Origin of the sequence: Polynucleobacter necessarius (assembly GCF_900095215.1) — a bacterium.
Lineage (GTDB): Bacteria > Pseudomonadota > Gammaproteobacteria > Burkholderiales > Burkholderiaceae > Polynucleobacter > Polynucleobacter necessarius_H.
Genome location: NZ_LT606949.1, coordinates 1,220,155 through 1,233,115, shown reverse-complemented (window position 1 = coordinate 1,233,115; position 12,961 = coordinate 1,220,155). Strand labels below are relative to the sequence as shown.

The following is a 12,961-nucleotide window of genomic DNA, read 5'->3' as shown; positions in this document are numbered from 1 at the left end:
TTAGACATGTCTCGAGTCCGCATTATTGTTTTTTATTAATTTTGTACAGCGTGTTAATTCATTTATGGCCTGGGTTCTGCTTAGACTGCATTAGCCTTCAGTTTTTTTTGAATAGAGCGCTCTACAGGGATGGAATCGCGGTTTGGCTCAAGAGCCTCTCTCTCGTCAAAGACGAAGCAGCTACCCTGGTAATGAGCCGAGCCAACCTCTTCGAAATACTTCAAAATCCCACCTTCTAGTTGGTAGCTGTGCTGCATGCCAATCTCTCGCATATATAGGCCTGATTTTTCGCAGCGAATCCCGCCGGTTCAAAAACTCACCAGCGTTTTATCAGCTAATTCTTCTTTATGTGCCGAGATAGCCGCGGGAAACTCCGTGAACTTTTCGATATTGAAATGCAAAGCATTTTCAAAAGTGCCGTAGTCGACCTCAACAGCATTGCGCGTATCCACCATGACTACAGGGCGACCTCAAGCATCAGTGCCACGATCTAACCACTCTTGTAATTTTTTAGGGCTAATGAAATTAGCGCGACCCTCTTCTGGGCGAATCGCCGGGTGATTCATGCAGATGATTTCATTTTTCAGTTTGATCAGCATTTTTTGAAAGGTTGATCCTCAGACCAGCTCTCTTTTGCCTCAAGGGGTTTAAAGCGGGGGTCCATGCGCAACCAATCTAGAAAGCCACGCAGTTCATCCGCCTTGCCGGCCAGGAACAGATTGATGCCTTCACCTGTTAGTAGGATGGTGCCTTTGAGCTGGTGTGTATTCCATTCGTCCAGCATTTTGGCGCGAAGTGCTGGCAAGTCACATTTAGGCTGACAAATAAATAGGCGGCAATATTTAGAATCGACTTCATTTTTCTCTCACTTGGATACCCTCGAATTATCGAGCAAATAGGCTGCGGGGGTGTTAACCTTAATGTCTTATTGACAGGAGACAAATCCATGCTGGATTTAGCAAAAATAGCCAAAAGAAGCTTTAAAAACAGTCTATTAGCCACATTGATGGTTTTAGGGTTCAGTAGTTTTGCGTTTGCACAAACCGCAGGCGTGGGCGCTTGGCCTACTCAAAAGCCGATTCGTTTAATTGCGGTATTTCCTCCTGGCGGCTCTGTCGATCAGGTTGCTCGTGTCTTGGCGCATGCTTTGCAGTCGGAGTTAAAGCAAAACGTCATTGTTGAAAACGTTGGTGGCGCTTCGGGTGTGATTGGCACTTCCGCAATGACGCGTTCTGATCCAGACGGCTATACCTTTGCAGTGGTATTCGATACCCACGGTGTTAATCCTAGCCTCAAAGATAAGCTCCCCTACGACTCTATCAAAGATATTGCGCCAGTGATTTTGGTGGGAACATCACCAATGGTGTTGGTTGCCAGTAAAAAATCTGGCATCACCAGCTTTAAGCAGTTGGTTGATTTATCCAAGACTGGTAAGCAATTTAGTTATGGCTCCATTGGTATTGGAAGCTTAGGGCACTTGGCTATGGCTCGTCTCGCGAAGCAATCGGGCTTTGATTGGAATCACATTCCTTATCGTGGCGGCGGTCCCTTGATGCAGGACGCTTTAGGCGGTCAAGTTGAATTAGCGGTTGGCTCTGAATTTTTGGTGAAACCCCATATTGATAGTGGTGGCGTCATTCCGTTGGCTATCACTACAGCCAAAAGATCACCGTCTTTGCCGAATGTTCCAACCATTTCGGAAAGTGGCTTCCCTGGATTGAGCGCACCAGCTTGGTGGGCGGTATTGGCCCCTGGAAAAACACCGACAGCAGTTGTGGCTGCGATGAACAAAGCTTTGAATAAAGCGCTTAAAACGCCAGCCGTTGCTGAAAAGTTTAAGGCTCAAGGCATTCAAATTGTTGGAGGCACCACTGAAGCTGCTCAGGAGTTTATTGGGAAGCAAATTGGTATCTGGGGTAAGTTCGTGATTGAAAACAATATTAAAGAAACTGCTCAGTAAAAGCATTGATAAGAGAATCTATGTCAGAACGTTTAATTCCGTATCAACCAATGGACTTGGCTGAACCAGCCGAGTGTGTGGCCGCTATTCGCAAACGACGTGGCGGTCAATTTATCAATCTTGATCGTATGCTTTTGCATAGCGTTCCTATTGCCGATGGTTGGAATAACTGTATCGGAGAGATTCGCAATAATCTCTCTTTAGATCCCAAGCTGCGTGAATTGGCTATGTGTGGTGTGGCGGTGCTCAATGGCGCTGAATATGAATGCTTTCACCATGCCCCACCCTTTAAGAAAGCGGGTGGCACAGAAGAGCAGGTACAAGGTTTGCGCCTCATTTGGCAGTCGAATTTCCCAAAAGATTTGTACTCTCCAGTTGAAAATGATGCCGCTGAATTGACCTTTCAGATGACGCGTAATATCAAAGTGGATCCGGAGTTAATGAAGCGCTTGCAAAAAGCATCGGGAAATGCCGACACGGTGGCGTTAGTCACCGTGATTGCTGCTTACAATATGGTGTCTCGTTTCTTGATTGCGCTAGACGTAAATCCTGAAGATCACCCACCGGCTTAAAGACATCACCCAGTCAAGGCTAAGCCAAAGCATTCATCCATATGATTCGCAATACTCAAACCATCATTCCCGGCATTACCACTTCGGATGGCGCGGGTGTGAAATTGCGGCGCAGTCTTGGCGGTCAAAATCAAGTGCGGCTAGACCCTTTCTTGATGCTAGATGAATTTTCTTCTAATGACCCCAATGATGATGTGGCAGGCTTTCCAGCGCACCCACATCGTGGATTTGAGACGGTCACTTATATGCTTGAGGGCCACATGTTGCATGAGGACTACTTGGGCAATCAGGGCCACCTCAAAACCGGTGGCGTGCAATGGATGACTGCGGGGCGCGGCATTATTCATTCTGAGATGCCTCAATAAGTGAGCGGCGCTATGCGGGGCTTTCAGTTATGGATTAATTTACCCGCCAAGGAAAAGATGAAAGCGGCCGGGTATAAAGACATTCAAGCGGAGGATATACCAAAGTCAGCTTGGCTAATGGCGGGTCAGTCAACGTGATTGCTGGCCCCTATGGTCACGATGGCGAGGAAGTTCCAGGACCAATTCAAGGTCTTACTACAGCCCCTTTATTTTTGGATGTGCATTTAACTTCAAATGCTGAATTTGAACAGCGTATTCTCAAGGAGCTTAATGCTTTTGTCTATGTGTATGAGGGCGAGTTGGAGATAGGTGGACCGATGATGCCAGCTCCAAAGCAGGCTGCCATTGTGCTTGGGGATGGAGATCGCTTGAAGGCTAGGGCTGGATCTATGGGCGCGCAATTCATTGTGCTCGCGGCTTTACCGCTGCATGAGCCGATTGTTCAATATGGACCGTTTGTCATGAATACCCGTGCTGAGATAGAGCAGGCCAGTGATGATTATCAAAATAATCGCCTTGTGGTTTCCTAGGTGATCTCATCTGTAACTCTTCAGTGGGGAGAGGGTGGCCAAACCCATAGTGCTAAGTGGCATTTTGAAAACGGCATTGCCCCTCATAAAAGGATTCAAATCGCCGATTATATGTTGACTGCGGATGTGGTTTATCGCCTCGCCTGTGAGGGTACGGCGATGCTTTACAAAGGTGACTTTCAGAATGCAAAGCGGCTCTTGCAGGCTTTAGTAAGAAGAGTTGATAAGCCCTCAAAGAAATCCACCAGAGCTGACAGGGTGGCAAAAGAGAAGATCAAAAGCCCTTCAGACGCATTCAATCTCTATCGCCTTGCTCAGTCACAGCGCGCTCGTATTCTCGGGATGATTTTGCTTCAGGTGAATGCTGATTATAGCATCTCTTTGCGGCGTGCTCCTAATGTAGCTCAAGCATGTCTTGAGACTTATGGCCCTCAATCAGAGGCTTACGTTATCTCTTTGCGCGAATTGCTTGGTGTGATTAGCGCTCATGAGTGGCGCAAGAAGGGTGTGCAGGTTTTAACAAGGGACGATGAAGAGATTCGTATTCATCCCCATTACGGTGTGTTTTCGCCGGTGCGCGGAGGGTATATCGAGTTGGTGTTAAAGACGCCGTTGCCTGCAGCCATCAAGAAAAATTCCACCGCATTCGATATTGGGGTGGGTGCTGGGGTGCTTTCAGTGGTTTTGGCGTTGCGTGGGATTCAAAAAATTACTGCGACAGATTTAGATGATCGCGCGATTGCCTGTGCGCAAGAAAATATTGAGCGTCTAGGCCTGCAATCCAAAATAGAAATTCTCAAAACCAATGTATTTTCATCAGGAAAAGCATCACTCATTGTTTGCAACCCGCCATGGTTGCCCGCTAGACCAAGCTCCTCCCTAGAGCATGCGGTATATGATCCTGAGAGTCAGATGTTGAAGGGCTTTGTGAGTAATTGAAAGAATCATTTGCTCGCTGACGGTGAGGGCTGGTTAATACTTTCCGACTTGGCCGAACATTTGGGTTTGAGAACAAGAGCGGAGTTGCTTAGTTGGGTTGAACAGGCTGGATTAAAAGTGTTGAGTCGCATTGATCCCAAACCAACACATCAAAAAGTATTCAATAAAACAGATGCCTTGCACGCTGCTCGATCAAAGGCAGTGACTTCACTTTGGCGTTTAGCTGTTAAGTAGTACCACATTCAATAGCCCTACAAGCCCCGTACCCATTGGGATTATGGTTGTTAATCAATCACATCATCCTTAAAATCATTCAGCGTAATAGTTCACTTACTGCAACTTTTGTCAGTAGATGGGCTGCAGTTTTTCTCTTTTATCTCTTAAGGATGCCATTTGTTTAGTAGTCCGCGCTCTCGCAATATTGTTCTCATTTCAGCGGTAGCAATCTCTTATTTGTTGGTTTTGTTGAGTCTTATGTCCGGATCTCTGGTGGGTAGAGGCTTAGAGATTCCGGGGGGTTCTGATGGTAAATCTGGCGTGGGAAAGAGTGGGCGCATCTTCGCACCAACAATTTTCAGCTAAACCTCAAACAAGTTCGGTCTCAAATGGCAAATACATCAGCTCAAGCACCTCAAATGATTCCAAAAGCCTGGGTGATAGCAGAGGAGTGGGTCATGAGGCAAAAGGAGATGCTAGGTCAGTTATTTATAACCCTAAACCGCTCTACCCACTAGCGAGTAGGCGGCTTTGGGAGCAGGGGTTGGTTATCGTCAGAATGTGTGTAAACGAACATGGTCTTGTGCAAGCAGTCGAGGTCTTTAAAAGCTCGGGATTTGAAGGCCTGGATCGATCGGCGCTGAATACTTTAGTTCAATGGAGATTTGCGCCGATTGCAGAAAATTCCATCAGTCTTTCTGCGCAGTGTTTTCAGACCCTCATTCAATTTTCATTGGAAGTCTAGTACTTGAGCAATTAAACATCATCAGCGTCTCGCCCGAAATGTGTTCAATCGGCTCAAATATTGCCACAGCTTATTGCAAGTGAGGCCCTATTGGGTTGCATGAAGCAAGTCTTAATTCTGCATGAGGGCCATACCTATCAATTGCGAATGACTAAACTGGGGAAGCTCATTCTGACAAAGTAATTCTGTCATAAGTCATTAGCCAGCAAGAGCATTTTCATATGCATATAGCCAGCGATTTTTTGTTATCACATGGTATATGAAGCATCAAGTAGTTTTTCGTCCTCAAAATGTGGGCTTGCCTGGATTTCATCATTTGCATTGTTGTATGGAAGTTCTTCTTTAGCTTGGGCCAAAGATCAAGATATTGAGCTACCTAAGATTGATATCGTTTGCTCAGAAGAATATGCTTTGAGCAAAATTCCAGGTACGGTCGATGTTATCAATCAGCAAAAGATGGAGGAGTTACAGCCTCAATCACTGCAGGATGTCTTGCGGACTGTGCCTGGCGTCAATATTCGGGGGGGATGAAGGCGGTTTTGGGGCAATGCCCAATATCGATTCGCGGCCTGAATCCAAGCCGTAGCTCAAAGGTATTGTTGTTGGAGGAACGCACCAATTCAACCGAGCCTATTCATTTCAAATGCCTCTTATTACAGTCCGCCAATAGAACGAATCTCTGGACTTGAAGTATTAAAGGGCGCATCTGGCTTGCAATACGTGGGGTAGTGAACTACCTCAGCAAAACACCTTCTCATGGGTTTAAGTTAACCGGCAAAGTGGGTGATTATGGCTATCGCTTGGCGGAGATAGAGGCAGGAGGGAAGTCGTCATCGAACGGCGCAATCGGGGGAATTAATTTGATTCAATCCGAGTCTAGTGGTTATCAGGCCAATGGTTTTAAGATGTATGACATTCTCCTACAGGGAGGTATTGAGGTTGCGCAAAATCAGTGGCTCAGCCTGAAATACACGCATTACGACAACAATATCAATACGTCTTATGTGGGGCTGCGTCCCACTCAATACATGAATCGAAGTAAAGATAATCTGCCGTCAAACGATCGATTTATTACCCAAAGAAATGCAGTGGATATCAACCATTCTTTGGAGCTGAATTCAGATACCAAAATCAATACTTTGATGTATTGGAGCAAGTTGTCGCGAGACTATTGGCGACAAAGTATTTTGAATCGAACCCAAGATGCTACGATTTTTAAGGCGTGCAATGTTGGCTCTGACTGTCTAGTTGGGCGCAATCGAGAGTTTCAAATGCTAGGCATCGATTCTCGGGTAAGCCATGCATACAAAGCCTTAGGCATCACTAACGAAGCGGAGTTCGCTATCCGTTTGCATACAGAATCTCAAATTAATCAATTGGTGAGCTCTCAAACCTTGGCTTATTCCGGTCGAGTTTCATTGCAGGAAGACAATAAAGCGAATTCGTTGGCGATGCATGGCCAGAATCGATTTTTGCTAACTAAAAACTTTGCCGTAATTCCGGGGGTGCGAATTGCAAGCTACAACCAAACTCGTTCAAATGTCATCACCGGTCAATCGGGTAGCGCTAAAAATGTGGAGACAATTCCGCAAATTGGGGCAACCTGGCAACTAACTCCCCAGGCTCAGGTGTACGGCAGCATTTATAAAGGCTTTGCGCCAGCCCAATTGGCAACAGCGATTGATGACAAAGGGGTTGATCAGCAGTTGGCGCCAGAATGTTCTACCAATATGGAATTGGGATTGCGTGGACGAGCAGGCGCTTTTTCTTATGATTCAGCTATTTTTAGTATGAACTTTAGCAACCAGATCGTGAATCCAAGTTTGGCCGCTGGAATTTCAAAAGCGAATGGTGGGAAAAGATTGCATCCAGGTGCTGAGGCTTCTTTAGCTGATGCCCGGGGGCGCGGCTGGGGCATCAATGGAAATGCAACCTATATCCCGGTGGCAAAGTTTGTGGGAACCAATTCCTTGGGACGAGATGGCAATCGCATTCCTTATTACACCCCTAAGCTCACCTCCAATCTGGGAATCAGTTACGAAAAGAATGGGTTGAATACATTACTTAGTTTGAATTATGTTTCTGCCCAATATGCTGATTCAGCTAATACGGTGGCGCAAAATACGATTGGAACTTTAGGCGAGATACCTGCTTTTGCGACTGTGAATTGGAGTGCGAACTATCCAATCAATAAGGATTGGAAAGTATTTGGAGTAATCAATAACTTAGTTGATAAACGCTATATTGCTAGCCGAAGTCCGGATGGTATTTTTGCTGGAGCGCCGCTGAATTTTCAAGCTGGCATGAGCTACCAATTTAATTGATGCGTAGATCATGCGTGCGCGTAATGCGCGAGTAACAATGTTAAACGCCACCGAGGAGGGTGGCGTTTAACATTTACAGACTTAAAAATGGTGGAACCGGCGGGAATCGAACCCGCGTCCGCAAATCCTCTACAACAAGTTCTACATACTTAGTCATATCGTTTGATTTAATCAGTTAGGCACGGATTGACACGTTCCTCGCTGACGATTCACTAGGTTTTCGTACTATTCTTCGTGACACAAAATAGTCTTATCTCTTGTATATGACCCTGATGTAGCTTGTGCTACCTGACCCAAGAGAGAATCAGTTCAGGGGCAACCGCAATTAAGCGGCTAGTGCGTAACGTTCGTCGTTAGCAGTTATTACATTCCCATTGATTTACGAGATAACGGGTCCTCGGTATGCCCTTGATGCTTTGTAATCCACGTCGAAACCATGTCGGTCCCAGATTGCTTGCATAGGATGTTCTTATTTTAAAGCCGCTGGCTTTAAATTGTTGGATATCTTTTAGCCTAATCCCTATTGGGAAAGATGATTTTTAGTAAGTCAACCGGGCTATGGATGATGTAATCGGCTCCCAAGGCCTCAGGAGGCTCTTTTCAGCCACAGTAGGCATAAGCGGCTGCCACTGCCTTCTGCCAGCGGCTTTGCCCGCTACAACGTCCCTGATATCGCCTCCAACATAGATTGATCGAGTGGGATCGATATTAGTAGATCTGGCTGCGTGCAGAATGGGCTCAGGATGTGGTTTTGAATAAGGGGTGGTGTCGCCTGAAACGGTAGAAATAGCTCTCTGACGAAGGCCCATGAGGTCGGTGAAGGGATTTGTAAAGCGCTCGCTTTTATTGGTGATAATTCCCCACGGGAGTCCTGCTTGATCCATTTGATCGAGCAGATGGTCAATGCCATCAAATAGCTTACTCTCTACCAACAATGCTTTTTCGTAGTTATTGAAAAAATCATCCCGCAGTAAGTTGAAATCCGCATGATCAGGGCTAATTCCAAAGGCGCCCTCTAGCAGGCCGCGCGCACCAGCTGATGCATATGGGCTGGAAAGCTGCCTCACTGTTGAATTTACTTCCTAACGGCAATCATGTAATTCACATCCACATCATCACTGAGGCTGTATACCTGGGTAAGGAGATTGTAACTCAAGCCTTTCATGCCAATGAGCTCTAATCCCGCATGACGAGTAAAGGCAACTAGCTCTGAAGGTTTGATGAATTTGGCGTATTCGTGAGTGCCTCTTGGGAGTAATTTCAGGATGTACTCAGCGCCAATAATGGCAAATAAGTAAGACTTAGGGCTGCGATTGAGGGTGCTAAAAAATAAAGTGCCACCCGGTTTGCAGAGTTTGGCGCATGCGCGCACTACGGAGGCAGGGTCGGGCACGTGCTCGAGCATTTCCATACAGGCCACAATATCGTATTGCCCAGACTGCTCATCAGCGAACGCTTCTGCTGAGATGGATCGATAAGTTAGATGAGCCCCCACTTCAAGCGCATGCAATTCCGCAACCTTAAGCGCTTTTTCGGATAAATCAATGCCAGTGGTATCTGCACCTGCTTGGGAAATGGATTCAGCCAGGATGCCACCACCACAACCAATGTCGACCACCTTCTTGCCCTCTAGGCTCACGAAGGATTTAATCCAATTGAGTCGCAGAGGGTTGATTGCGTGCAATGGCTTGAATTCACTATTAGGATCCCACCAGCGATGGGCTATGGCGCTAAATTTAGCAATTTCGGATTGGTCGACGTTCATATTGACTGGTAATCGTGAGGCGATTGAAGAAGTTTATGAATATAGCGTAAATAAAAAAGCCCGCTAGAAGCGGGCTTTTTTAAAAGTAAAGTGAATTACTTAGCTGCTGTACCAACAACTTCGATGTCAGTACGGCGGTTCTTAGCGCGGCCTTCAGCAGTTGCGTTTGATGCAACTGGATTGCTCTTGCCTTTAGATTCTGTGTAGATAAGACTACCGTCAACACCCTGGCTTACCAAGTATGTCTTAACAGATTGCGCACGACGTTGACCGAGGGCCATGTTGTATGCATCTGTACCGATGCTGTCAGTGTTACCAACAGCGATAATTACTTCTAACTTGATTTTCTTCAAGTCAGCAGCGATTTTGTCCAAAGTAGCTTTACCTTCTGGCTTCAATGTAGCTTTGTCGAAGTCATAAAGTGTGTCAGCTTGCAAAGTGATTTTGCTTTGGCTAACGCCAGCAGGTTCTGAAGTCAATGCGCCGTCGCAACCTTTAGCTGCAGTAGCAGGTGTCCAGTTGCTATCACGCCAGCACAATGCGCCGTCGCCGTTTTTCCAGTTCAAGCCAGAGCTGTTTTCCAAGTTATCAGATGCAATTGCTGCAGTAGCAGAAACAGTGATAACAGAAGCCAGCAACACTTTTAGGGTTTTGTTCATTTTTAGTCCTCAACAATCTCTTTTTTAATTAAAGTCAAACTTAAATGTAATTCGCCCTACCTTGATGCAAAAACTGCAAAGCGACACATCTCAATTTCATACAAACTGACAGAATCTTAGCATAGGGCCTACCTGTCATCAAAATGATATTATTTCCAGATGGAACAAGCCGCTAAAGGAACACTACCAATATCCCTCGAAGACGAAATGCGGCGGTCCTATTTGGACTACGCAATGAGCGTCATCGTCGGCAGAGCCCTGCCAGACGTGCGTGATGGCCTCAAACCGGTTCACCGCCGGGTCTTATTCGCAATGTATGAATTAAACAACGATTGGAACCGAGCTTACAAAAAATCTGCTCGTATAGTTGGCGATGTAATCGGTAAATACCATCCGCACGGTGATGCTGCGGTGTATGACACGATCGTTCGAATGGCCCAGGACTTCTCTCTGCGCTATATGCTGGTTGACGGACAGGGTAACTTTGGCTCCGTAGACGGCGATAACGCTGCTGCGATGCGGTATACCGAGATTCGCCTACGTAAGATTGCCCATGAGCTTTTGGCCGATTTGGACAAGGCAACGGTCGATTTTGGGCCAAATTACGACGGTAGCGAGAAAGAACCTCTGATTCTGCCGGCCAAAGTGCCGAATTTACTGATAAATGGCAGTTCTGGCATTGCTGTAGGTATGGCGACCAACATTCCTCCCCACAACCTGGATGAGGTGGTTTCAGCCTGTTTGCACGTGCTGCACAACCCAGAATGCACAATTGATGAGCTGATTGAGATCATTCCAGCTCCGGATTTCCCGACCGCCGGCATCATTTATGGCGTTCAAGGCGTGCGTGAAGGCTATCGCACTGGTCGTGGCCGTGTGGTGATGCGCGCCAAGACCCATTTTGAAGATGTGGATAAGGGCGCGCGTCAAGTCATCATCGTTGATGAGTTGCCCTATCAAGTTAACAAAAAGAACTTGCTCGAGCGTATCGCCGAGTTGGTGAACGAGAAAAAAGTTGAAGGCATTTTTGATTTGCGTGATGAATCAGATAAATCTGGTATGCGTGTTGTGATTGAATTGAAGCGCGGTGAAGTGCCTGAAGTTGTTCTCAATAATTTGTATAATAGCACTCAGCTGCAAGATAACTTTGGTATGAATATGGTGGCCTTGGTGGATAACCAGCCGCGCTTGTTGAACTTGAAGCAAATGCTCGAGTACTTCTTGCAACATCGTCGTGAAGTAGTTACACGTCGCACGATTTTTGAATTGCGTAAAGCGCGTGATCGTGGACACGTTTTAGAAGGTTTGGCGGTTGCATTAGCGAATATTGATGAGTTCATCGCGATTATTAAAGCTGCTGCGAACCCAGTGATTGCTAAGCAAGAGTTGATGGGCAAAGCGTGGGATTCATCGATGGTGCGCGAGATGTCGGCGCGTGCTGAGATCGATACTCCGGGCGGTCGTAACACCTATCGCCCAGAAGGCTTGTTGCCTGAGTACGGTATGCAAACCACTGGCTTGTATCGCTTGTCAGATAGTCAAGCGCAAGAAATTTTGCAGATGCGTTTGCAACGCTTGACTGGTCTTGAGCAAGACAAGATCGTTAACGAATACAAAGAAGTCATGGCGGAGATTTCTGACTTACTTGATTTGTTGGCGAAGCCAGAGCGTGTTATTCAAGTGCTTGAATCTGAGTTGCAAGCAGTTCAATCTGAATTTGGTATTGCTGGTGGCGATACAGGCCGTCGTTCATTTATTGAAATGAATGCGACTGAACTCTTCACAGAAGATTTGATTACACCGCAAGATTTGGTGGTGACACTTTCAAACACTGGTTACATGAAGAGTCAGCCGCTGAGCGAATACCGCGCGCAAAAACGGGGTGGACGCGGTAAGCAGGCTGCTGCTACTAAGAATGAAGATTGGATTGAAACACTCTTTGTGGCGAATACACACGATACGATATTGTGCTTCTCTGATCGCGGTCGTATGTATTGGCTCAAAGTCTGGGAAGTGCCACAAGGAAGTCACACCTCTCGCGGCAAGCCTATTGTGAATATGTTCCCGCTGATCGAAGGCGAAAAAATCACTGTGATTCTGCCGATTAAGGGTTACCAAGACGATCAGTATGTCTTTATGGCAACCAGATTAGGTACTGTGAAGAAGACGCGCTTGTCTGATTTCTCTAATCCACGTAAGGCCGGCATTATTGCAGTCGACTTGAATGAAAACGATTTCTTAGTTGGCGCAGCGATTACTGATGGCCAGCACGACGTCATGTTGTTCTCTGACGCTGGTAAAGCAGTGCGCTTTGATGAAAACGATGTTCGTTCAATGGGTCGTACCGCACGCGGTGTACGCGGTATGAACTTAGGTGAAGGTCATCAAGTGATCGCGATGTTGGTTGCTCCTGCTGAAGCGGTAGAAGGTGCTGAAGCCGCTGTAGTGGATGCGAATGGTATTTCGATTCCAAGTAGCGTGTTGACTGCGACAGAAAATGGTTACGGTAAGCGTACGCCAATTGCTGAATATACCCGTCATGGTCGCGGTACTAAGGGCATGATTGCGATTCAGACTTCAGAGCGTAACGGCAAAGTAGTTGCAGCCGCATTGGTGTCTCCAGAGGATCAAATTATGTTGATCACCACTGGCGGTGTCTTAGTGCGTACACGTGTTTCTGAAATTCGTGAAATGGGTCGCTCTACGCAAGGTGTTACCTTGATTAACGTGGATGAAGGCACTCGCTTATCTGGCTTACAGCGCATCGCTGAAAGCGACTCAGATGATGATGCTGATGATGCGGAAGAAGGAGATGTATCCGCGGATCCGGCAATTGATGCCAATGACGATACGGCAGGTGACGCTTAAGCGTCACCGTTAGACTGG

At 46.6% G+C, this 12,961-nt stretch carries 10 protein-coding genes, 1 other RNA gene and 3 pseudogenes; 9 read left to right on the top strand and 5 right to left on the bottom strand.

Annotated features, from left to right (window positions below; genetic code table 11):
- Positions 1-80: 80 nt before the first annotated feature.
- Positions 81-858 (bottom strand): annotated as a pseudogene (locus tag DXE35_RS06715) (sulfurtransferase).
- An 88-nt stretch (positions 859-946) separates the two neighbouring features.
- Here DXE35_RS06715 and DXE35_RS06710 point away from each other — a divergent pair.
- From DXE35_RS06710 to DXE35_RS06675, 8 genes and pseudogenes are all read left to right on the top strand, one after another.
- The gene (locus tag DXE35_RS06710) at positions 947-1,960 is read left to right on the top strand and encodes a tripartite tricarboxylate transporter substrate binding protein (RefSeq protein WP_114689980.1); all 1,014 of its coding nucleotides are present in this window, start codon (positions 947-949) and stop codon (positions 1,958-1,960) included.
- Positions 1,961-1,980: 20 nt separating this feature from the next.
- The gene (locus DXE35_RS06705) at positions 1,981-2,532 is read left to right on the top strand and encodes a carboxymuconolactone decarboxylase family protein (protein ID WP_114689979.1); all 552 of its coding nucleotides are present in this window, start codon (positions 1,981-1,983) and stop codon (positions 2,530-2,532) included.
- A gap of 41 nt (positions 2,533-2,573) precedes the next feature.
- A pseudogene (locus DXE35_RS06700) lies at positions 2,574-3,427 on the top strand (pirin family protein).
- A pseudogene (locus tag DXE35_RS06695) lies at positions 3,428-4,600 on the top strand (methyltransferase).
- Between the two features lie 289 nt (positions 4,601-4,889).
- Positions 4,890-5,327 carry an energy transducer TonB gene (locus tag DXE35_RS06690; RefSeq protein ID WP_114689978.1) on the top strand — a complete coding sequence of 146 codons (438 nt, stop codon included), beginning with the start codon at positions 4,890-4,892 and terminating at the stop codon, positions 5,325-5,327.
- 60 nt (positions 5,328-5,387) lie between these two features.
- Entirely contained in the window at positions 5,388-5,510 is a 123-nt protein-coding gene (hemP, locus tag DXE35_RS11425; RefSeq protein ID WP_162784990.1) for a hemin uptake protein HemP, read from the top strand.
- A 138-nt stretch (positions 5,511-5,648) separates the two neighbouring features.
- On the top strand, positions 5,649-5,858 hold the full coding sequence (locus tag DXE35_RS06680; RefSeq protein ID WP_162784989.1) for a TonB-dependent receptor plug domain-containing protein: 210 nt from the start codon (positions 5,649-5,651) through the stop codon (positions 5,856-5,858).
- A 197-nt stretch (positions 5,859-6,055) separates the two neighbouring features.
- Positions 6,056-7,651 carry a TonB-dependent receptor family protein gene (locus tag DXE35_RS06675; protein WP_114689975.1) on the top strand — a complete coding sequence of 532 codons (1,596 nt, stop codon included), beginning with the start codon at positions 6,056-6,058 and terminating at the stop codon, positions 7,649-7,651.
- Between the two features lie 88 nt (positions 7,652-7,739).
- Here DXE35_RS06675 and ssrA read toward each other — a convergent pair.
- From ssrA to ompA, 4 genes are all read right to left on the bottom strand, one after another.
- Positions 7,740-8,098, bottom strand: a transfer-messenger RNA (tmRNA) gene (gene ssrA, locus DXE35_RS06670).
- 92 nt (positions 8,099-8,190) lie between these two features.
- The gene (locus DXE35_RS06665; RefSeq protein ID WP_197714010.1) at positions 8,191-8,718 is read right to left on the bottom strand and encodes an HAD family hydrolase; all 528 of its coding nucleotides are present in this window, start codon (positions 8,716-8,718) and stop codon (positions 8,191-8,193) included.
- 8 nt (positions 8,719-8,726) lie between these two features.
- Positions 8,727-9,416 carry a bifunctional 2-polyprenyl-6-hydroxyphenol methylase/3-demethylubiquinol 3-O-methyltransferase UbiG gene (gene ubiG / locus DXE35_RS06660; RefSeq protein ID WP_114689974.1) on the bottom strand — a complete coding sequence of 230 codons (690 nt, stop codon included), beginning with the start codon at positions 9,414-9,416 and terminating at the stop codon, positions 8,727-8,729.
- A gap of 95 nt (positions 9,417-9,511) precedes the next feature.
- Positions 9,512-10,075 (bottom strand): outer membrane protein OmpA, encoded by a 564-nt coding sequence (ompA, locus tag DXE35_RS06655; protein ID WP_114689973.1) that lies wholly within the window; start codon positions 10,073-10,075, stop codon positions 9,512-9,514.
- Between the two features lie 159 nt (positions 10,076-10,234).
- Here ompA and gyrA point away from each other — a divergent pair, with 159 nt between their 5' ends.
- Positions 10,235-12,943: a DNA gyrase subunit A gene (gene gyrA, locus DXE35_RS06650; protein WP_114689972.1), complete on the top strand. Its 2,709-nt coding sequence runs from the start codon at positions 10,235-10,237 to the stop codon at positions 12,941-12,943.
- The last annotated feature ends 18 nt before the right edge of the window (positions 12,944-12,961 follow it).